Source organism: Variovorax sp. GW821-FHT10D07 (assembly GCF_059415325.1).
The window spans coordinates 114,133-135,200 of the sequence record NZ_JBWKMZ010000003.1; the positions used below are offsets into that span (position 1 = coordinate 114,133).

The window sequence follows — 21,068 nt, forward strand, 5'->3', positions numbered from 1 at the left end:
GTTGTGTTGATGTCGGAACCGGTCGCCGAGGGCGATTTTCGATTCTGGCAGTGAAACCCGGCCCGCATGTGTCGGATCGTCGCGGCTGTACGGCCGCCGCAACGCCGGGCCCCCGCGCACTCACCGGTTCCGGTGGTCAGGCCTTGCCCGAGGCCACGCTCGCGGGCCGCGGCGCGACCGTGCCCGCATCGAGCGTGCGGTTGCGCATGCGCAGCGACAGCACCGCCGCCACGCACAGCACGCACAGCACCGCGCTCAAGGTCACGCCCAATCCGCGCGCATCGGACAGCAGGCCGAACAGCGGCGACACCAGGCCGCCCACCGAGAGCGCGAGACCCAGCGTGATGCCGCTGGCCGTGGCCGGGTTGCGCGGCAGGTAGTCCTGCGCCAGCGTCACCTGCGCCGCGAAGGGCAGGAACATGCACAGGCCCAGCAGTGCCGTGCAGGCCAGCGCCCAGGCGGGCGAGGACGCGAGCACCAGCCCGGCCATGGCCGGCACCGCGAGCAGGTAGCCCGCGCGGATCGTGCCCATGCGCCCGATGCGGTCGCCGAGCCAGCCGCCCAGCAGGGTGCCCACGGCACCGGCGGCGGTGAAGCCGGTCAGCGCCACCGCGCCCTGGAAGGCCGAGCCGTGCAGGTCGCGCGTGATGCGCAGCGAGAGCATCGACAGCACCGTGACGTAGGGGATCGACCAGCCGACGATGGTGGCCACCAGCAGCGCGAAGGCGCGCCAGTCGTTCGGCGCCCGCTGCGCCGCGGCCTGTGCGCGCCGGGCCGCGCCGGCCCTTGCCGCGTTCTCCGCGCCCTGGCCGCGATTGGCCAGCAACCACACGGCGCCCATCGCCAGCGCGGGCAGCCCGAGCAGGTAGCTGCGCGACAGCGCGCCGCCGCCGACCACCGTGGTGGCGAGCACCGGCGCGAACGAGGCGCCGATGGTGCCGCCGACCGAGAACACGCTCATCGCCTTCTGCGAGGCGCCGCCGGCCGCGCGCGCGGCCACGGTGGCGCTCGGGTGGTAGGCCGCGATGCCGAGGCCGCACAGCACGGTCGCGAGCCAGGTCCAGAGGTAGTTCGAGCCCAGGCCCGCGAGCACCAGCCCCAGCGCCGCGACCAGGAAGCCCACCGGCACCAGCCAGGGCCGCGGATGGCGGTCGGCATAGAGGCCGAACAGCGGCTGCACCACGCTCGACAGCCCGGTGGCCGCGAGCATCAGCCCGCTCACGGCCGTGTAGCTGTAGCCGCGCTCCAGCACCATCAGCGGCAGCAGCGCGGGCACCAGGCCCTGGTAGAGATCGTTGACGGCGTGGGTGCCGGTGAGAAGTCCGAGGCGGCCCTTGTTCATCGGTGGCCTCCCGGCGTGGCCGGCGGCGGATTGCATTGCATGCGATAGCCCTTTCTGTGAAACCTCGTGTCGAGGCCGGGCCATGCTAGGAAGCCGTGCGAAGATGATCTCGCTACGAAAGAACAAGGATCGTCGAGAAATGGACAAGCTGCAGCCGCCCGCCGAATTCGACCTGCGCCCCGAGCATGGCGAATCGACGCCGCGTGCGGTCGCGGTGCTGGCGACCGATGCCGAGGGCCACGCGGTCATTCCGCTGCACAGCCATCGGCGCGGCCAGTTGATCCATGCGATCTCGGGCGTGATGATCGTGAGCGCCGAGGCCGGCAGCTGGGTGGTGCCGCCGGGGCGCGGCGCCTGGCTGCCGCCCGGCATGGTGCACGGCATCCGCATGGCGGGCGACGTGCGCATGCGCACCGTCTTCGTCGAGCCCGGCACCCGCGCCGGCCTCGGCGCCGACTGCCGCGTGATCCCGGTCGATGCGTTGCTGCGCGAGCTCATCGTGGCCGCGATCGCGCTGCCGCTGGACTATGCGCACGGCGGGCGCGACGAACGCGTGATGGAGCTGATCCTCGACGAGATCGAGCGTGCGCCCGGGCTCTCGCTGCATGTGCCGATGCCGCGCCATGCGCGCCTGGCGGCGCTGTGCGAGGAACTGGTGCGCGATCCCGCGCTGCCGGCCTCGCTCGAGGCTTGGGCGCAGCGGCTGCACATGAACGCGCGCACGCTGGCGCGCCTGTTCCAGCGCGAGACCGGCATGAACTTCGGCGCCTGGTGCCGGCAGGCGCGGCTGCTGCTGAGCCTGCCGCGGCTGGCGGCCGGCGCCTCGATCCTCGAGGTGGCGCTGGCGCACGGCTACGACAGCCCGAGCGCCTATGCCGCGATGTTCCGCCGCACGCTGGGCATGCCGCCGAGCCAGTACCTGCAGGCGCCCGGCCCCGCCGAGGGGGCCGGATGAGCGAGCCCGCTCAGCGCGCGTACACCAGGTCGCGCAGCGCGAGCGAGACCCACGGCACGTAGGTGATCACCATCAGGCAGGCCAGGATCACGAGCACGAAGGGCACCAGGTGCTTCACGATCCGGTCGAGCGAGATGCGCGCCACCGTGCAGGCCGCGAACAGGTTCACGCCGAAGGGCGGGGTGATCATGCCCAGCGCCAGGTTCACCACCATGATCAGGCCGAAGTGCACCGGGTCGATGCCGAAGTGCTGCGCCACCGGCGCGAGGATGGGCGCGAGCACGATGATCGCCGCGCTGGTCTCGATGAACATGCCGATCACGAACAGCGCCGCGTTCACGCCCAGCAGGAACATCGCGGGCGACTGCAGCACTTCCTGCAGCCAGTGGCCGATGGCGTCGGGCACGCCCGCGCGCGTGATCAGGAACGCGAACAGCCCCGCGTTGGCGATGATGAACATGATCACCGCCGAGGACAGCACCGACTTGCGCAGGATCGCGAACAGGTCGGTGATCTTGATCTCGCGGTAGATCACCATGCCCACGATCAGCGCGTAGAACACCGCCACCGCCGAGGCCTCGGTCGGCGTGAAGATGCCGCCGTAGATGCCGCCGAGGATGATGACCGGCATCAGCAGCGCCCAGCCGGCCTGCCACAGCGCGCGGCCGAAGGGCATGCGGCCCTCGCCGTCGGTCTTGCCCCAACCCTTCCACTTGCAGTAGACCCACACGAACAGCATCAGCGCGAGGCTGATCAGGATGCCGGGGCCGAAGCCCGCGATGAACAGCTCGCCGATCGACACCTCGGCGCTCACGCCGTACAGGATCATCGGGATCGAGGGTGGGATGATCACGCCGAGCTCGGCACTGGTGGCCTGCAGCGCGGCCGCGTAGGAGGTCGGGTAGCCGTGCTTGATGAGCGCCGGGATCAGGATGGCGCCGATCGCGAAGGTGGTGGCCACCGAGGAGCCCGAGACCGCCGCGAAGATCATGCAGGTCAGCACGCAGGTCATCGGCAGCCCGCCCTGGATGCCGCCCACGATGCTCTTGGCGAACTCCACCAGCCGGCGCGAGATGCCGCCGGTCTCCATCAGGTTGCCGGCCAGGATGAAGAAGGGGATCGCCGCGAGCGGAAACTTGTTGATCGAGTTGAACATCTCCTTGGCGGAGATCAGCATGTTGGCGTTCGTGACCTGGATGCCCAGGATCGAGGCCAGGCCGATCGAGACGGCCACCGATACCGACAGTGCGAAGCACAGCACCATCGTCGCGATCATGGTCGTGGTCATTGCGCGGTCTCCAGCTCGAGGCGCTTGGGATCGAGGTAGTTGCCCACGATGCCGAACAGCGAGAACACCGCGCCGACCGGCAGCGCCATGTAGGCCCAGATCATGGAGATGCTCTCGAGGCCGGCCATGCTCTGCACGCGGCCGCGGATCGCGTAGTCCCAGCCCCACCACAGCACGACCAGCATGAGCGCGAGCGCGGCCACGCTCACCACCGCGTCGAGGATGCGGCGCGTGCGCGGCGAACTCCAGCGGTACAGCACGTCGACGCTGACCATGGCGCCCTGGCGGAAGGCCATCGGGATGCCGAGGAAGACCATCCAGATCAGGCTCACGCGGATCAGGATCTCGCTCCACTCGGCGGGCTGCTCGAGCACGAAGCGGGTGACGATCTGGAACATGCCGAGCGAGGCGGCGACCAGCAGCATCGCGCAGGCCAGGACCATGGACACCATCGTGGTCCATCGTTCCAGGCCGAGGAACTTGTTTTTCATCAGGAAGGTCCCGGAAGGGAAGTCAAAAACAGGAACGCCCGCCGGGCGTCCTGCCTGGCGGGCGCGGCTTCGGCCGGGCGCGGGTCGAAGCTTCGACGCTCACGCGGCGCGGGCCATCGCTCTCACTTGAAGTCGCGGATCTTGTCGAGGTTGGCCTTGCCGAAGTCCTTCTCGAACTGGGCGTTGACCGGCGCGAGCGCCGCCACGAACTTGGCCTTGTCGACGTTGTCGATCACCGTCATGCCCTTGGCGCGCAGGTCGGCCACGCCCTTGGCGTCGTCCTCGTCCACGCGCGCGCGGTTGGCCTTGGTGCCTTCCTTGGCGGCGTCGATGAAGGCCTGCTTGTCGGCGGCGCTGAGCTTGTCGAACACCGCCTTGTTCATCACGAAGATGCACGGCGAGTAGACGTGGCCGGTCAGCGACAGGTGCTTCTGCACCTGGTCGAACTTGGCCGAGATGATCACCGGCAGCGGATTCTCCTGGCCGTCGACCGTGCCCTGCTGGAGCGCGGTGAACACCTCGGGGAAGGCCATGGGCGTGGTGATGATGCCGAAGCCCTTGTAGGCCGCGATGTGCACCGGGTTCTCCATGGTGCGCATCTTCAGGCCCTTGAGGTCCTCGGGCGCCTTCACGTCGCGCTTGCTGTTGGTCATGTGGCGGAAGCCGTTCTCGGCCCACGCGAGCGCCTTGAAGCCCTTGGCGTCGAACTTGGTCAGCAGGTCCTGGCCGATCGGGCCGTCGAGCACCGCGCGCGCATGCGCCTTGTCGCGGAACAGGAAGGGCACGTCGAGGATCTTGGTCTCGGGCACGAAGTTGGGGATCGGGCCGGTGGAGGAGAAGGCCAGCTCCTGCGTGCCCAGCTGCACCGCCTCGATCGACTCGCGCTCGCCGCCGAGCGAGCCGTTGTAGAAGGTCTGGACCTTGTAGCGGCCGCCGGTGCGCTTCTCGACTTCCTTCGCGAAGGTGTCGATGGCCACGCCCTGGTGAGAGTTCTGTGCCACGGAGATACTGATCTTCATGGTCGTCTGCGCGAAGGCCGCGCAGGCCATGCCCACGCCCAGCACCAGGCCAGCGGCCAGTCGGGTCAATTTCATTCGGAGTCTCCTGGGATTGGGGGGAAGCGAGTGGCGCGAGGCGCGCCGTACCGCAAAGGTATGACTATGCAACAGTTGGTAGCTTCACCGCGTCGGGATTTTCACGGACGTACTCGCGGATCACCGCGTCGAAGCTGTCGTCCGAACCCAGGCCGAGCGCGCGGGCGCGCGGCGTGTCGAAGCGGCCGGGCCAGGACTTCACGATGCGCCGGATCGTCGGCTCGGGCGTGCGATCGAGCAACGCGGTCGCGGCCGGGCCGGCCACGCGCTCGAGGGCCGCGGCCATCTCGCCGACGGTCGTGGACAGCGAGGGCAGGTTCACGGCGGTGCGCGGGCCCCATTCGGCCTCGCTCGCCTCGGCTGCGCGGATCAGCCCCTCGATGGTGCGCGCCGGCGAGGCGACGGCCACCGGCGTCTCGTCGGGCACCGGGCAGGCCGCGCGCAGCCCGGCCAGCGGCTCGCGGATCATGCCGCTGAAGAAGCCCGAGGCCGCGCCATTGGGCTTGCCGGGGCGCACGCTCACCGTCATCAGCCGCACGCTGCGCCCGCGCACGAAGCCCTTGCGCGTGAAGTCGGCCACCAGCTGTTCGCCGATGAACTTCTGGATCCCGTAGCTGGTCTGCGGCGTGGGCAGCGTGTGGTCGTCGATCACCGGCGGCAGCGGCTGCTCGGGCGAATCGCCGAACACCGCGAGCGAGCTCGAGAACACCAGCACCGGCCGGGTGCCGAGCGCGCGCAGGCGCTCGAGCAGGGCATGGGTGGCGGCGAAGTTGCTGCGCATGCCGAGGTCGAAGTCGGCCTCGCACTCGCCGCTGACCGCGGCCGCGAGGTGGAACACGGCCTCGGCCTCGCGCCAGGGCGTGGCGTCGGCATCGGCGCCGAGCTGGTCGTTGAGGTCGCCAGTCACGAAGGCGACACGCGGGTCGGCCGCGAGGTCGGCCGGCGGCGGCGCGCGGTCGACCAAGGTGATCCTGGCGATGGGGGCGGGGGCCGCGCCCGCGAGCGAAAGACTGCCCTGCGCGAGCAGCGTGCGGGCGAGGCGGGCGCCCAGAAAGCCGGCGCCGCCGGTGATGACGATCTGCATGTCGGTCCTTGTCTCCTGTCGAGGGCCCGAGGATAAGCGCGGCCGGCGCGCGACACTTGGGCCTTTGCCAGTCCGTCGAGCCGAACGATGAACCTCCGATTCGTGGAAGCCTTCCACTGGGCCGTGGCCCTCAAGAGCGTGACGCGCGCCGCCGAGAAGCTGCACCTCACGCAGTCCGCGCTGTCCAGCCGCATCGCCGCGCTCGAGCGCGAGCTCGGCACCTTGCTGCTCGACCGCCGCGACAAGCAGTTCCGCCTCACGGTGGCGGGCCAGCGCTTCCATGCCTTCGCGCAGAAGCTGCTCGAGATGCAGATGCACATCAAGGCCGAGATGGGCTCGGGCGCGGTGCGCGAGACGGTGCTGCGCGTGGGCGCGATCGAGTCGGTGGTGCACAGCTGGCTCACCGGCTGGCTCCAGCACATGCGGGCCACCTACCCGGACTTCGAGCTCGAGCTCACGGTCGAAACCACGCCGGTGCTGGTCGACCAGCTGCAGCGCGGCAAGCAGGACCTGGTGTTCGCCGCGCTGCCCGCGGTGGGCGACGGCGTGCGCACGCGCGCGGTGCCGCCGATGGCCATGTGCTTCGTCGGCCACCGCGAGCTGCACCTGCGGCGGCGCTACCGCATCGCCGACCTGCTGTCGCTCGACCTGCTGACCTTCCAGCGCGGCTCGCAGCCGCACGTGGCGCTGCTCGAGTTCTTCCGCGAGGCCGGTGGCGCGGCGCCGCGCGTGCATGCGATCTCCTCGATCTCGGCGATGGCGCAGCTGGTGGAGGCAGGCTTCGGCGTGGCCACTTTGCCACGCGCGGTGGTCGATGGCCTCGCGCGGCGGCTGCCGCTGCGCGTGCTGCCCAGCGAAGGCACGCTGGAGCCATTGCCGATCTATGCGAGCTATCGCGACGATCCTTCCTCCTTGCTGCTCGAAGCAGCGGTGAGCTCTGCCGTGGTGCACGGATCGCACCGCGCTGGGTCATCGAAAAAATCGATGAGCTGAGCAAGAAAATTTGCGTTGGCGTTCGGGCGCGCGGATTCCCACAATCCGCCCACCACAACGAAGAGACAAGCAGCCGCTCGCCAACGCCATGCCAGCCAACGACGAACCGATCTCCCTGCCCACCGGCGCGAGCAGCGCACGCGAGGTGCGGCAAGCCGCCCGTACCGGCCGCCTGAGCGGCCACACCAGCGGCCTCGCCAGCGCCCACGTGCAGGGCAACCTCGTGATCCTGCCGCAGGCTTACGCGGGCGACTTCCTGCGCTTCTGCCAGGCCAATCCCAAGCCCTGTCCGCTGCTCGGCGTGACCGAGGCCGGCGATCCCTCGCTCCCCGCGCTCGGCGAGGACATCGACCTGCGCAGCGACCTGCCGCGCTACCGCGTCTGGCGCGAGGGCGAACTTGTCGACGAGCCCACCGACGTGCGCGCGCTGTGGCGCGACGACATGGTCGGCTTCGTCATCGGCTGCTCGTTCACCTTCGAGCATGCGCTGCTGGCCGAGGGCATCGCGCTGCGGCATGTGGCGCAAGGCCGCAACGTCGCGATGTACCGCACGGGGCTGCAGACGGTGCCGGCCGGTCCGTTCAGCGGGCCCCTGGTGGTGTCGATGCGCCCGCTGCGCGCGGCCGACGCGATCCGCGCGGTGCAGATCACCTCGCGCTTTCCGGCCGTGCACGGCGCGCCGGTGCACCTCGGCGATCCCGCGCTGATCGGCATCCGCGACCTCGGCCGCCCCGACTACGGCGATGCCGTCGAGGCGATGCCCGACGAGCTGCCGGTGTTCTGGGCCTGCGGCGTGACGCCCCAGGCCGCGCTCGCGGCCGCGCGGCTGCCGCTGGCGATCACGCATGCGCCGGGCGCGATGCTGGTCACCGACCTGCCGCACCACCGGCTCGCCGCGCTCTAGCGCGCCGCCCCTGGTTCCGATCGCCGCCGGTTCCCTGGGCAGGGACCGCGCGGCGCCGTTCCCGCCCCGACCCACCCTGGAGAAGACACCATGAAAAACAGCACCCTCGAGGCCACCGCGCCGACGCCCGTCGACGGCATGGAGGACGCCGGCGACGCCAACTGGCTGCGCACCCTGAACCCGAACGAGAAGCGCACGCTCGCGGCTTCGTTCAGCGGCTACGCGGTCGATGCCTTCGACTACTACACGCTGCCGCTGGTCACGCCGATCCTGCTGTCGCTGTGGGGCATGAGCAAGACCGAGGTCGGCCTGATCGGCACCGCCACGCTGGTGGCCTCAGCGCTCGGCGGCTGGGCCGCGGGCATCCTGGCCGACCGCTATGGCCGGGTGCGCATCCTGCAGCTCACGATCCTGGTGTTCGCGATCTTCACCTTCGCCTGCGGCCTGGCCCAGACGCCCGGGCAGTTGCTGGTGGCGCGCACGCTGCAGGGCCTGGGCTTCGGCGGCGAATGGGCCGTGGGCTCGGTGCTGATCGCCGAGATGATCCGGCCGGCCTACCGCGGCAAGGCGGTCGGGCTGGTGCAGAGCAGCTGGGCCGTGGGCTGGGGCGCGGCGGTGCTGGTGTCGATGGCGCTGTTCTCGTTCCTGCCGCCCGAGGTCTCGTGGCGCGTGATGTTCCTGCTGGGCCTGCTGCCCGCGCTGCTGATCGTCTTCATCCGGCGCTCGATCAGCGACCCCGAGATCTACGTGCAGACCCGCGCCGCCGTGGCGCGCGGCGAGCGCAGCGGCAACTTCCTCGCGATCTTCAAGCCCGGCGTGCTCGGCACCACGGTGCTCGGGAGCCTGCTGTTCACCGGCATGCAGGGCGGCTACTATGCCATCGGCGTGTGGCTGCCGACCTTCCTGAAGAACGAGCGCCACCTGACGGTGCTGAGCTCGGGCGGCTACCAGTTCATGTTCATCGTCGGGGCCTTCGTCGGCTATCTGTGCGGCGCCTACCTGTCGGACCGGCTGGGCCGCCGCCGCGCCTTCATCCTGTTCGCCATCGGCGCCGGCCTGCTGGTCTATGCCTACACGCTGCTGCCGATCACCGACGGCCTGATGCTGCTGCTGGGCTTTCCGCTCGGCTTCTTCATGTCGGGCATCTTCAGCGGCGCGGGCGCCTTCCTGGCCGAACTGTTCCCCAACGAGCTGCGCGGCTCCGGGCAAGGCTTTTGCTACAACTTCGGGCGCGGCATCGGCGCCACCTTTCCGGCGCTGGTCGGCGTGCTGAGCGACCGCATGCACCTGCCGCTGGGCACGGCCATCGGCGTCTGCGCGGCGGTGGCCTATGCGATGGTCGTGGTGGTGGCGCTGTGCCTGCCCGAAACCCGTGGCCGCGACCTGCGCCAGAACTGATCCGATTCCGCTTTTTTCCTCGCGAACACCTATCCTTGTTCCCCATGACCACGCAAACCCTTCTCCCGTCCCGCTGGCAGTTCTGGATCGACCGCGGCGGCACCTTCACCGACCTCGTGGGCCGCGATCCCGAAGGCGGCCTGCACACGCTCAAGCTGCTGTCGGAGAACCCCGAGCAGTACCGCGACGCGGCCGTCGAGGGCATCCGCCGGCTGCTGAAGCTGGCACCGGGCGAGGCCGTGACGCCCGAGCGCGTGGAGTGCGTGAAGATGGGCACCACGGTGGCCACCAACGCTTTGCTCGAGCGCAAGGGCGAGCCCACGGTGCTGGTCACGACGAAGGGCTTCCGCGATGCGCTGCGCATCGCCACCCAGGCGCGGCCGCGCCTGTTCGACCGCCGCATCGTGCTGCCCGAGCTGCTGTACCGGCGCGTGATCGAGGCCGACGAGCGCATCGATGCGCAGGGCGGCACCGTGCAGGCGCTCGACGAGGCGCCGCTGCGCGCGCAGCTGCAGGCCGCCTTCGACGAGGGCCTGCGCGCCTGCGCCATCGTCTTCATGCACGGCTGGCGCCACACGGCGCACGAGCTCGCGGCCGAAGGCATCGCGCGCGCCATCGGCTTCACGCAGGTGTCGGTGTCGCACAAGACCAGCCCGCTGATGAAGCTGGTGCCGCGCGGCGACACGACGGTGGTCGACGCCTACCTGAGCCCGATCCTGCGCCGCTATGTCGAGCAGGTGTCGCAGCAGATGCCGGGCGTGCCGCTGTTCTTCATGCAGAGCTCGGGCGGGCTCACGCAGGCGAACCGCTTCCAGGGCAAGGACGCGATCCTCTCGGGCCCGGCCGGCGGCATCGTCGGCATGGTGCGCACCGCGCTCGATGCCGGCCATGCGCGCGTGATCGGCTTCGACATGGGCGGCACCTCGACCGACGTGTCGCACTACGCGGGCGAGTTCGAGCGCTCGTTCGAGACTCAGGTGGCCGGCGTGCGCATGCGCGCGCCGATGATGAGCATCCACACGGTGGCGGCCGGCGGCGGCTCGATCGTCTCCTTCGACGGCGCGCGGCTGCGCGTCGGACCCGAGTCGGCCGGCGCCAATCCCGGCCCCGCGAGCTACCGCCGCGGCGGCCCGCTGACCACCACCGACGCCAACGTGCTGCTCGGCAAGATCCAGCCCGCGCATTTCCCGCAGGTGTTCGGCCCGGGCGCCGACCAGCCGCTGGACCGCGACGCGGCCGAGCGCGGCTTCGCCGCGATGGCACGGCGCATGACCGAGGCCACGGGCCGCGCGGTTGGTGCCGAGGAAGTCGCGAGCGGCGCGCTGCGCATCGCGGTGGCGAGCATGGCCAATGCGATCAAGCGGATCTCGGTGGCGCGCGGCTACGACGTCACGCAATACACGCTGCAGTGCTTCGGCGGCGCGGGCGGCCAGCATGCCTGCCTGGTGGCCGATGCGCTGGGCATGCGCAGTGTCTACCTGCATCCGCTGGCGGGCGTGCTCTCGGCCTTCGGCATGGGCCTGGCCGACCAGCTGGCGCTGCGCGAGCGCGCGCTCGAGTGCCGGCTCGACGCGGCGGGCCTGGCCGAGGCGCGCGAGGCCGCCATCGGCCTGGCCGGGCAGGCCGTGGAGGAACTGCGCGGGCAGGGCGTGGCGGAGGCCGCGATCGAGGTGCTGCATCGCGTGCAGCTGCGCTACGAGGGCACCGACACCGCGCTGCCCTGCGCGCTGCCGATGGACACGCCGGCCGCCGAAGCCATCGCCGCGATGCGCGACGAATTCGAGCAGGCCTACCGTCGGCGCTTCGCGTTCCTGATGAGCGAGCGCGCGCTGGTGATCGAGGCAGTGGCGGTCGAGGCGGTGGGCGCGGGCGAGCGCACGCGCGCCGCGGCCGCGGCCGGCACGGCCGAGTCGCACGTGCCCGAGTCGCTCGCGGCCGTGCGCATGTACTGCGAGGCCGACGAAGCCGCCGCGGGCTGGCGCGACGCCGCGCTGTTCGACGAGGCCGCGCTGTGCCCCGGCGCGGTGGTCGACGGCCCGGCGATCCTGGCCGGCCGCAACGCCACCACGGTGGTCGAACCCGGCTGGCAGGCACGTGCCACGGCCGACGGCGTGGAGCTGCACCGCGTGCGCGAGCGCGCCACCAGCCACGCGATCGGCACGCGCGCCGACCCGGTGATGCTCGAGGTCTTCAACAACCTCTTCATGAACATCGCCGAGCAGATGGGGCTGCGGCTGCAGAACACGGCCTACTCGGTCAACATCAAGGAGCGGCTCGATTTCTCGTGCGCGCTGTTCGACGTCGAGGGCAACCTGATCGCCAACGCGCCGCATATGCCGGTGCACCTGGGCTCGATGAGCGAGTCGATCAAGACCGTGATCGCCTGCAACCCCGACATGAAGCCCGGCGACGTGTTCGTGCTCAACGACCCCTACCACGGCGGCACGCACCTGCCCGACATCACGGTGGTGACGCCCGTCTACCTCGACGCGGCCGATGCGCGGCCCTCGTTCTACGTGGCCTCGCGCGGCCACCATGCCGACGTGGGTGGCATCACGCCGGGCTCGATGCCACCGTTCTCGAAGACCATCGGCGAGGAGGGCGTGCTGATCGACAACTTCAAGCTGGTGGAGGGCGGCCGGCTGCGCGAGGTCGAACTCCGCGCATTGCTCGGCGGCGGCGCGCATCCCTCGCGCAACATCGAGCAGAACCTGGCCGACCTGCGTGCGCAGATCGCGGCCAACGAGAAGGGCGTGCAGGAACTGCAGGCCATGGTGGCGCAGTTCGGCCGCGAGACGGTGGCGGCCTACATGGGCCACGTGCAGGACAACGCCGAGGAGTCGGTGCGGCGCGTGATCACGGCGTTGAAGGACGGCGAGTTCGTGCTGCCGCTGGACAACGGCGCGCGCATCCAGGTGCGCGTGAAGGTCGATGCGGCGGCACGCTCGGCGACGGTGGATTTCAGCGGCACGAGCGCGCAGTTGCCGAACAACTTCAATGCGCCGCGCGCGATCACGATGGCGGCGGTACTGTATGTGTTTCGCACGCTGGTTGACGACGACATCCCGCTCAACGCGGGTTGCCTGAAGCCGATCGAGGTGATCGTGCCCAGCGGCTGCATGCTGAACCCGCTGCCGCCCGCGGCGGTGGTGGCCGGCAACGTCGAAACCTCGAGCTGCGTGACCAATGCGCTCTACGGTGCGCTCGGCGTGATGGCGGCGAGCCAATGCACGATGAACAACTTCACCTTCGGCGACGGCGCGCACCAGTACTACGAGACCATCTCGGGCGGTTCGGGCGCGGGCGAAGGCTTCGACGGCACGAGCGTGGTCCAGACCCACATGACCAATTCGCGGCTCACCGATCCGGAGGTGCTGGAGTTCCGTTACCCGGTGCGGCTCGACAGCTACAGCCTGCGTTCGGGGTCGGGTGGCGCGGGGCGCTGGCGTGGTGGCGATGGAGGGGTGCGGCGGGTTCGGTTCCTGGCACCGATGACGGCTTCGATCCTCAGCAATGGGCGGCACCATGGTGCGTTCGGTGGCTCTGGTGGCGAAGCAGGGGTGGTGGGGGTCAATCGCGTGGAGCGGGCTGATGGGAGTGTCGAAGCGCTTGATCACATCGGGCAGGTTCAGATGGAAGCGGGGGATGTGTTCGTGATCGAGACGCCCGGTGGGGGCGGTTGGGGCGCTTTGGGTTGAGGTTGGGGGCGGGCGCGCGCCGACGGGGTACTCCCCTCCGCGAATGTCCCCCGGCCTGCGGCCTCCTCCTTTATTTCGCTGCGGGGAGTACCCCATCGACGCGCGCTAGACGCGCAGCGCCTGATCGGCCGGCACAACCCGAGTGCCCCCGTGCACAGGGCAGTGGGTGCTTCCCGCAGCGAAATCAAGGAGGAGCCGAAGGCGGGGGACATTCGCGGAGGGAAGTACCCGCTGTCCTGTGCACGCGCCCCGAACCTCAACAAGAAAAACCACCCCCAAGCCAACAGAAAAACTGGTTGGACGCGATGGAGCAGCGCCCCTACGCTTGCAAGACCCAGCAAGGATCCCCATGCCAGCCAACGAAGCACCAGATTTCTTCATGACCGACGGCCAGTCGGACTACCAAATGGTGCGCCCCTGGCAGAAGCCTTCACCACGAGGCAATGTCGGTGTGATCAGCCAGTTGGCGCTCGACAGCCGCGGCCGCGTGTTCGTGCTGCAGCGCTCGGCACCGCAACTGCTGATCTACGGACCCGATGGCGAGCTCGACACGGTCTACGAAAACCCCAGGCTCACCAGCGGCCACGGTCTCTTCATCGATGGGGCCGACAACGTCTACCTCGTGTCGTACGACGCCCATCAGGTGCTGGCGCTCGATGCCGCGCTCGAAACGCGTTTCGAACTCGGCCACTTCAATGCGCCGCGCTGGGGTGCGCCGTTCAATCATCCGACCGACGTGGCGGTTGCGCCCGACGGCGAGATCTATGTGAGCGATGGCTATGGCAATGCCTGCGTCCATCGCTTCTCGGCCGAGGGGCGGCATCTGCAGACCTGGGGCGGCGTGGGGCAGGGGCCCGGAGAGTTCTCGACGCCGCATGGCGTGTGGGTGCTGTCCGATGACCGCGTGGCCGTGTGCGACCGCGACAACGACCGCATCCAGCTCTTCGACCGCGCGGGGCGCTATCTGACGCAGTGGACGGGACTCTTGCGGCCGATGGACATCTGGTCGAACCGCAGCGAGGTGTTCGTGACCGAGCAGGCGCCGCGCGTGAGCCGGCTCGATCTCTCGGGCGCGGTGCTGGGGCGCTTTCGCACTTTCGGCGTGTATGGCCATGGCCTGTGGGGCGCGGCCGATGGCAGCCTGTTCGTGGCCGAGCAGGGGCACGGCATGCATTGCGTGACCAAGTACGAACGCATCGGGCCGGCGGGGGCGGCTGCGCTACGCTCTCGTGCATGAAAGCGTTGCCTCAGGATTTTCTCGACGTTCTGCGCCTGCCCGTGCTGCACGAGGACGACCTCGATGCGCAGGCGAGCTTCTACGACCGCGATGCGGTGTCCGACTTCTACCGCGCCACGGTGAAGGAAGGCACGGGCGACGAGGTGCTGCAGGCCGCGGCCGCGCTACTGCCCGAACTGCATCCGCTGCGCGCCGCGCTGTTCGCGATCCTCTGCGGCGGGCTGGTGGAGAACGGTGCCGATCCGCGGCTGCTGTTTCCGGCGGCGCTGCGGCGCCTGGCCCAACTGCTCGCATCGCTCGCACCCTATTGCGCCGCGGAGCCGATGGAGGACGATGAAGAAGAGGAAGCGCCCGAGGAGGAACCGGCCGACGTCCTCGCCTGGCGCGCCGCCGAAGCCGCGCTCGAGGCGCTGCCGCCGGCCGAGCGCCTGCAGGTCGAGGCGAGCCGGCAGGCGGTCGATTTGCTGGTGCTGCCGCTGATGGCGATGCTGATGCGCGACGTCCGCAACCATCGCGAACTGCTGGCCGACGAGGCGCTGCGCGCGCGCATCGAGGCGTTGTCGGTCAACGACACCTTGCCCTTCGAGGAACTGCATTTCCTGCACCGCGCCGCCCAGATGGCCTACGAGGACGAACTGGTCGTGCTGCTGCCCGCTTCGAACGCCGGAATGATCGTGCGCGCCCACGGCATCAACAACAACTTCCACGCCTTCTCGCTGTTGCAGGACCTGTTCAGCGAGCATGCCGAGACCTTGGGCATCCGGCAGCCGCTGGCCGATCGTCTCGGCGCCGATGACGAGCCGCGCGACAGCGACTCGGCGCAGTACCTCTGGCTGCAGGCCAAGGCCTATGCCGGTGGTGAACTCGTCGACCGCATGGCCTGGGCCTGGGGTGAAGGCACTTTGCGCGAGAACGCACGCCGGCAGGGACGGCTGGTGCTCGTCGCGCTGGAGACCGAAGACAAGCCCGCGCGCGGCTGGAACGGTTTCAACCAAAACTTCCACTCAGAACAGAAGCCGCAAGTGAGCCTGGTGCGCTTCCTCACGGCCGAAGAGGTAGCCACGTACCTCGTGTGACCCCGACGGCGCTTCCTCGTGCACAGGGCAGTGGGTGCTTCCCGCAGCGAAATAAAGGAGGAGGCCGAAGGCCGGGGGACATTCGCGGAGGGAAGTACCCGCTGTCCTGTGCACGCGCCCCGGACAAGAAACATAAAGGCCCTCCGAAGAGGGCCCAAAGACGCAGACCTTACATCCCCACGTAGTTAGGCCCACCGCCCCCTTCAGGCGTGACCCACACGATGTTCTGCGTCGGATCCTTGATGTCGCAGGTCTTGCAGTGCACGCAGTTCTGCGCGTTGATCTGCAGCCGCTGCTTGCCCGCGCTGCCTTCGTCGGGCACGAACTCGTATACGCCCGCCGGGCAGTAGCGGCTCTCGGGGCCCGCGAACTTCGCGAGGTTGACGTTGACCGGCACCGACGCGTCCTTCAGCGTCAGGTGGGCCGGCTGCTGTTCCTCGTGGTTGGTGTTGCTGATGAACACGCTCGAGAGCCGGTCGAAGGTGAGCTTGCCGTCGGGCTTGGGGTAGGCGATCGGCTGGCATTCCGAGGCCGGCTTCAGATACTGGTGGTCGGGCTTGGTGCGGCGCAGCGTCCAGGGGATGTTGCCCTTGAGCAGCCACTGCTCGATGCCGTTCATCAGCGTTGCGACCAGCAGGCCCTTCTTGAACCAGGCCTTGAAGTTGCGCGCCTTCTTGAGTTCGGCATGCAGCCAGCTCTTCTCGAAGGCCGCCGGGTAGGCCGTGAGCTCGTCGTGCTGGCGGCCGGCCTGCAGCGCGTCGAAGGCGGCCTCGGCGGCCAGCATGCCGGTCTTGATCGCGGCGTGGCTGCCCTTGATGCGGCTCACGTTGAGGTAGCCGGCCTCGCAGCCGACCAGCGCGCCGCCCGGGAACACCGTCTTGGGCAGCGACTGCAGGCCGCCGGCCGTGATCGCGCGCGCGCCGTAGCCGATGCGCTTGGCGGGCTTGATGCCCTTGGCCTCGTCGCCTTCGAGATACCAGCGGATGTTGGGGTGCAGCTTCCAGCGCTGCATTTCCTCGAACGGGCTCAGGTACGGGTTGCTGTAGTCCAGGCCCGTGATGAAGCCCATCGTGACCTTGTTGTCCTCCATGTGATAGAGGAAGGCGCCGCCGTAGGTGTCGCTCTTCATCGGCCAGCCGGCCGTGTGCAGCACGAAGCCGGGCTCGTGGCGCTTGGGATCGATCTCCCAGACTTCCTTGACGCCCAGGCCGTAGGTCTGCGGATCCTTGCCCTCGTCGAGCTTGAACTTGGCGATCAGCTGGCGGCCCAGGTGGCCGCGCGCGCCCTCGGCGAACACCGTGTACTTGCCCAGCAGCTCCATGCCGAGCTGGAAGTTCTCGGTCGGCTCGCCGTCCTTGCCGACGCCCATGTTGCCGGTGGCGACGCCGCGCACGGCGCCCTTCTCGTCGTAGAGCACCTCGGCGGCCGGGAAGCCCGGGAAGATCTCGACGCCGAGGTTCTCGGCCTGCTGCGCCAGCCACTTGGTGAAGGCACCGAGGCTGATGATGTAGTTGCCGTGGTTCTGGAAGCAGTCGGGCAGGAAGGCGTTGGGCGTGCGCAGGCTGGCCTTCTCGCCGAGGAACACCATCGCGTCGTCGGTCACGGGCTGGTTCAGCGGTGCGCCGAGTTCCTTCCAGTCGGGCAGCAGCTCGTTGAGCGCGCGCGGGTCCATGATGGCGCCCGACAGGATGTGGGCGCCGGGCTCCGAGCCCTTCTCGAGCACCACGACCGAGACCTCCTTCTCGTGCTGGGCGGCGAGCTGCTTCAAGCGGATCGCGGTCGAGAGTCCGGCCGGCCCGCCACCGACGACGACGACGTCGTACTCCATGGCTTCGCGGGGACCGTACTGGGCAAGGATTTCGTCGTGGGTCATGGGGGTCTCGTCGATATGATGGGAGGCACTGGCGCTTCGTGGCTGCCGGGCATTTTATGCGGGCGCCACGGGCCGCCCCCGCGGGGCGTGTCGCCCGTGTTTTCACGTCGCCTTCGCGACTCCACAGGAACAGCACTCCATGGCGTACAGCATCGATCTCTCGGGCCGCGTGGCCTTCGTCACCGGCGCCTCGAGCGGCCTCGGCGCGCAGTTCGCGAAAACGCTGGCGCGCGCTGGTGCCGCCGTGGTGCTCGCGAGCCGGCGCGTCGACAAGCTCAAGGAGTTGCGCGCGCGCATCCAGGGCGAGGGCGGCGACGCCCACGTGGTCGAGCTCGACGTGACCGACATAGCCAGCATCAAGGCCGCGGTGGCCCGCGCCGAGACCGAGGTCGGCGCCATCGACGTGCTGGTCAACAACTCGGGCGTGAGCACCACCCAGCGGCTGCAGGACGTGACGCCCGAAGATTACGACTTCATCTTCGACGCCAACCTCAAGGGCTCCTTCTTCGTCGCGCAGGAGGTCGGCAAGCGCATGCTGGCGCGCGCCAAGGGCGCGGCGCCGGGCACCTACATCGGCGGGCGCATCATCAACATCGCCTCGGTGGCCGGGCTCAAGGTGCTGCCGCAGATCGGCGTCTACGCCATGAGCAAGGCCGCGCTGATCCAGATGACCAAGGCCATGGCGCTCGAATGGGGCCGCTTCGGCATCAACGTCAACGCGCTGTGCCCGGGCTACATCGAGACCGAGATCAACGAATCGCACTGGAGCACCGAGGGCGGCGCCAAGCTCGTGAGCATGCTGCCGCGCAAGCGCGTGGGCAAGCCCGAGGACCTCGACGGCCTGATCGTGCTGCTGGCCAGTGGCGAGAGCCATTTCGTGAACGGCGCCGTGATCGCCGCCGACGACGGGTTCGCACTCTGAGCCCGCGCGCCTGGTTCGGGGTCGCGGCCGGCCTGGGCGCGGGGGCGCTCTGGGGGCTGGTGTTCGTCGTGCCGCGCATGGTCGGGCACTTCGCCATGGTCGACATCGTCTCGGCGCGCTTCGCCGTCTTCGGCGCCGTGTCGGCGCTGGCCGTGTTCGCGCGGCCCGCGGCGCAGCGCTGGCCCACGGACCGTCAGGCGCTGGCCGCGCTCGGCCTCAGCGTGCTGGGCTTCAGCGGCTACTACCTGCTGCTGGCCTTCGGCATCGTGGCCGCCGGCACCGAGGTGCCCAGCCTCATCATCGGCACCATCCCGGTCTGGATGATGCTGCTGGGCCGCCCGCCGGGTCTGCGCATGGCAGCGCTGCTGCCCGGCCTGCTGCTCACCGGCGCCGGCATCGCGCTGATGATCTGGGGCGCATGGTCGGCGCAGCAGGGCGGCGCGCACGGCGGCGGGCGTTTCGCCTGGGGCATCGTGCTCTCGCTCGGCGCGATGGCGAGCTGGACCGTCTACGGCCTGCTCAACGCGGCCTGGCTGCAGCGCCACACCGAGATCCACGCGGCCGACTGGGCCAACTGGCTCGGCATCGCCACCGGCCTGGGCGCCATCGGCCTGTGGCTCGCGGCCGGCAGCGACCTCGCGGCGCTGCAGGCCCAGCCCGACGGCCTGCTGTTCGTCGTGCTGGCGCTCGCGGGCGGCTTCGGCTCCTCGTGGCTCGCCACCATCCTCTGGAACATCGCGAGCCAGCGGCTGTCGGCCAGCCTCTGCGGCCAGCTCATCGTGAGCGAGACGCTGTTCGCGCTGGTCTATTCCTTCGTCTGGGACGGCCGCTGGCCGCAGGCCACCGAGCTGGTGGCGGCGCTGCTGTTCGTCCTCGGCATCCTCGCCTCGATCAAGGCCCACCGATGAGAATCGAAATCCCCGAGAAGAAGAAACTGGTCTACGAAATGTCGATCCCGATCCGCTGGGGCGACATGGACGCGATGGGCCATCTCAACAACGGCACCTACTTCCGCTACCTCGAGACCGCGCGCATCGACTGGATGCATTCGATCGGCTTCGAGCCCGAGCCCGGCGGCGAGGGCATGGTGATCGTGAACGCCTTCTGCAACTTCTACCGCCAGATCGAGTACCCGGGCAACGTGCTGCTCAAGATGTACGTGAGCGATCCGGGCCGCACCACCTTCGAGAGCTGGGCCACGATGGCGCGTGCCGACCAGCCCGATGTGATCTGCGCCGCGGGCGGCGCGACCACGATCTGGGTCGACTTCCCGAAGCAGAAGGCGCTGGCGCTGCCCGACTGGCTGCGCGCGCTGGTCAGCGGCGACTGAGCGCGGGCGCCGGCCTTCAGGCCGGCCGCAGCACGATCCGCGCCTCGAAGCCCTGGGCCGCACCGGGCGGCGGCGAGGCCAGCTCGAGCTTCGCGCCATGCTTCTCGACGATGGTGCTCACGATCGAGATGCCGAGCCCGTAGCCGGCGCGGTCGGAGCTGTGGCGCACATGGCGCTCGCGCAGGGTCGCGAGCTGCTCGGCGCTGACGCCCGGACCGGCATCGCGCACCGCGAGCACGCAGGGCGCCATCACCTCGATCACCACGCGGCCGTCGCCGCCGTAGCGCAGCGCGTTCTCCGCCAGGTTGCGCAGCGCGATCGCGAGCGCGTCGACGTCGCCCAGGGCCACCGGCGCCACGCTGTCGGGCACCTTGAGCGCGAGGCGCTCGGCATGCTGCGGGTCCTGCCAGAACTCCTGCGCCACCGTGCCGGCCAGCTGTACCAGGTCGACCCGCGCGCGCGCGAGCGAGGCGCCCGATTCGGCGCGCGAGAGCTGCAGCAGCTTCTCGGCGCGGTGGCTCAGGGTGCGCAGCGCATCGAGCGCGGCCTGCACGTCGTTGCGCTGCAGGTCGTGCTCGAGCGCGGTCTGCAGCCGCAGCCGCGCGGCCGCCAGCGGCGTGCGCAGCTCGTGCGCGGCATTGGCCGCGAGCGCGCGCTCCACGTCGAGCGAATGCGACAGGCGCTCCAGCAGCAGGTTGACGTGGTCGCCCACGGTGCGCAGCTCGCGCGGCAGGTTGGGCAGGGCGATCGGGCGCAGGTCGGCGCCGCTGCGCTTCTCGATCTCGCCGGTGAGCTGCTGCAGCACGCGCAGCTCGGTGCGCGCCACGTTGCGCAGCACCAGCGCCAGCAGCGGCAGCACCGCGCCGAGCGGGATGATCAGGCCGAACAGCGTGCGGTTGAGCGCGCGGCGGCGCTCGTCGAGCGGATCGGCCACCTGGAAGAACAGGCCCAGCGTGGGATGGCGCACGGTGTAGATGCGCCAGTTCGGGTTGTTCGCGAAGCCGGCGGCCAGCGGCACGTCGAAGGTGTCCTCGGGCGCCTCGGCCGAGCGCAGCAGCACGTGCTCGTGCAGGTCGACGATCTGGTAGATCACCGCGTCCTCCGAGAACAGCTGCTTGGGCGCGATCAGCGGCGCGCGCGGCGGCTCCTGGCCCGGGTGCTGCAGCTTCTCGAGCTCCTGCACCGCCATCGCGAACATGCGGTGCGAGACCTCGACCAGTTCGTTGTCGAAGTTGTGGTTGATCTCGCGGTCCACGTACCAGACCACCGCGAACACGCACAGCAGCCAGACGCCGCCGACCCACAGGATCAGCGTGCGCGTGAGCCGGCCGGCCAGGGTGTCGCGCTCGCTGCGCACGCGAGGTGCCGCCGCTTCGGTCATCG

Annotated in this window: 17 protein-coding genes; 10 read left to right on the forward strand and 7 right to left on the reverse strand. The window is 69.7% G+C overall.

Annotated elements, in window-relative coordinates; translation table 11 throughout:
- Positions 1 to 136 precede the first annotated feature (136 nt).
- A complete protein-coding gene (locus tag AC07PU_RS10965) occupies positions 137 to 1,342 on the reverse strand; it encodes an MFS transporter (RefSeq protein ID WP_495317426.1) in 1,206 nt (401 codons plus the stop codon).
- Between the two features lie 139 nt (positions 1,343 to 1,481).
- On the opposite strand from AC07PU_RS10965, the gene AC07PU_RS10970 reads away from it, so the two are divergent.
- Positions 1,482 to 2,297 (forward strand): AraC family transcriptional regulator, encoded by an 816-nt coding sequence (locus AC07PU_RS10970; protein ID WP_495317429.1) that lies wholly within the window; start codon positions 1,482 to 1,484, stop codon positions 2,295 to 2,297.
- Positions 2,298 to 2,307: 10 nt separating this feature from the next.
- Here the strand turns inward: AC07PU_RS10970 and AC07PU_RS10975 are convergent, their stop codons facing one another.
- From AC07PU_RS10975 to denD, 4 genes are all read right to left on the reverse strand, one after another.
- Positions 2,308 to 3,585, reverse strand: a complete 1,278-nt coding sequence (locus AC07PU_RS10975; RefSeq protein WP_093344876.1) for a TRAP transporter large permease — start codon at positions 3,583 to 3,585, stop codon at positions 2,308 to 2,310.
- Positions 3,582 to 4,076 carry a TRAP transporter small permease gene (locus AC07PU_RS10980; RefSeq protein ID WP_093344873.1) on the reverse strand — a complete coding sequence of 165 codons (495 nt, stop codon included), beginning with the start codon at positions 4,074 to 4,076 and terminating at the stop codon, positions 3,582 to 3,584. The genes AC07PU_RS10975 and AC07PU_RS10980 overlap by 4 nt, the downstream gene beginning before the upstream one ends.
- A gap of 122 nt (positions 4,077 to 4,198) precedes the next feature.
- The gene (locus AC07PU_RS10985; protein WP_495317432.1) at positions 4,199 to 5,170 is read right to left on the reverse strand and encodes a TRAP transporter substrate-binding protein; all 972 of its coding nucleotides are present in this window, start codon (positions 5,168 to 5,170) and stop codon (positions 4,199 to 4,201) included.
- Positions 5,171 to 5,234: 64 nt separating this feature from the next.
- Positions 5,235 to 6,254, reverse strand: a complete 1,020-nt coding sequence (gene denD, locus AC07PU_RS10990) for a D-erythronate dehydrogenase (protein WP_495317434.1) — start codon at positions 6,252 to 6,254, stop codon at positions 5,235 to 5,237.
- An 87-nt stretch (positions 6,255 to 6,341) separates the two neighbouring features.
- On the opposite strand from denD, the gene AC07PU_RS10995 reads away from it, so the two are divergent.
- The 6 genes from AC07PU_RS10995 to AC07PU_RS11020 all read left to right on the forward strand — a co-directional run bounded on the left by AC07PU_RS10995 (position 6,342) and on the right by AC07PU_RS11020 (position 15,560).
- Complete coding sequence (locus AC07PU_RS10995; protein ID WP_495317436.1) at positions 6,342 to 7,247, forward strand: LysR family transcriptional regulator; 906 nt, start codon at positions 6,342 to 6,344, stop codon at positions 7,245 to 7,247.
- An 88-nt stretch (positions 7,248 to 7,335) separates the two neighbouring features.
- On the forward strand, positions 7,336 to 8,151 hold the full coding sequence (locus tag AC07PU_RS11000; protein WP_495317438.1) for a putative hydro-lyase: 816 nt from the start codon (positions 7,336 to 7,338) through the stop codon (positions 8,149 to 8,151).
- A gap of 138 nt (positions 8,152 to 8,289) precedes the next feature.
- Positions 8,290 to 9,549 carry an MFS transporter gene (locus tag AC07PU_RS11005; protein WP_495318278.1) on the forward strand — a complete coding sequence of 420 codons (1,260 nt, stop codon included), beginning with the start codon at positions 8,290 to 8,292 and terminating at the stop codon, positions 9,547 to 9,549.
- A 44-nt stretch (positions 9,550 to 9,593) separates the two neighbouring features.
- On the forward strand, positions 9,594 to 13,247 hold the full coding sequence (locus tag AC07PU_RS11010; protein ID WP_495317440.1) for a hydantoinase B/oxoprolinase family protein: 3,654 nt from the start codon (positions 9,594 to 9,596) through the stop codon (positions 13,245 to 13,247).
- Positions 13,248 to 13,596: 349 nt separating this feature from the next.
- Complete coding sequence (locus tag AC07PU_RS11015; protein WP_495317442.1) at positions 13,597 to 14,484, forward strand: 6-bladed beta-propeller; 888 nt, start codon at positions 13,597 to 13,599, stop codon at positions 14,482 to 14,484.
- Positions 14,481 to 15,560 carry a hypothetical protein gene (locus AC07PU_RS11020; protein WP_296782083.1) on the forward strand — a complete coding sequence of 360 codons (1,080 nt, stop codon included), beginning with the start codon at positions 14,481 to 14,483 and terminating at the stop codon, positions 15,558 to 15,560. Before AC07PU_RS11015 ends, AC07PU_RS11020 begins: the two co-directional genes overlap by 4 nt.
- A 169-nt stretch (positions 15,561 to 15,729) precedes the next feature.
- On the opposite strand, the gene AC07PU_RS11025 is transcribed toward AC07PU_RS11020, so the two are convergent.
- The gene (locus AC07PU_RS11025) at positions 15,730 to 17,433 is read right to left on the reverse strand and encodes an electron transfer flavoprotein-ubiquinone oxidoreductase (protein ID WP_495317445.1); all 1,704 of its coding nucleotides are present in this window, start codon (positions 17,431 to 17,433) and stop codon (positions 15,730 to 15,732) included.
- A 139-nt stretch (positions 17,434 to 17,572) separates the two neighbouring features.
- On the opposite strand from AC07PU_RS11025, the gene AC07PU_RS11030 reads away from it, so the two are divergent.
- The 3 genes from AC07PU_RS11030 (at position 17,573) to AC07PU_RS11040 (ending at position 19,685) form a co-directional block, all read left to right on the forward strand.
- The gene (locus tag AC07PU_RS11030; protein ID WP_490878697.1) at positions 17,573 to 18,355 is read left to right on the forward strand and encodes an SDR family oxidoreductase; all 783 of its coding nucleotides are present in this window, start codon (positions 17,573 to 17,575) and stop codon (positions 18,353 to 18,355) included.
- Positions 18,356 to 18,432: 77 nt separating this feature from the next.
- The gene (locus AC07PU_RS11035) at positions 18,433 to 19,263 is read left to right on the forward strand and encodes a DMT family transporter (protein ID WP_495318280.1); all 831 of its coding nucleotides are present in this window, start codon (positions 18,433 to 18,435) and stop codon (positions 19,261 to 19,263) included.
- Positions 19,260 to 19,685 (forward strand): acyl-CoA thioesterase, encoded by a 426-nt coding sequence (locus tag AC07PU_RS11040; protein WP_093344850.1) that lies wholly within the window; start codon positions 19,260 to 19,262, stop codon positions 19,683 to 19,685. Before AC07PU_RS11035 ends, AC07PU_RS11040 begins: the two co-directional genes overlap by 4 nt.
- A 16-nt stretch (positions 19,686 to 19,701) precedes the next feature.
- Here AC07PU_RS11040 and AC07PU_RS11045 read toward each other — a convergent pair whose 3' ends face one another.
- On the reverse strand, positions 19,702 to 21,066 hold the full coding sequence (locus AC07PU_RS11045; RefSeq protein WP_495317448.1) for a sensor histidine kinase: 1,365 nt from the start codon (positions 21,064 to 21,066) through the stop codon (positions 19,702 to 19,704).
- Between the last annotated feature and the right edge of the window lie 2 nt (positions 21,067 to 21,068).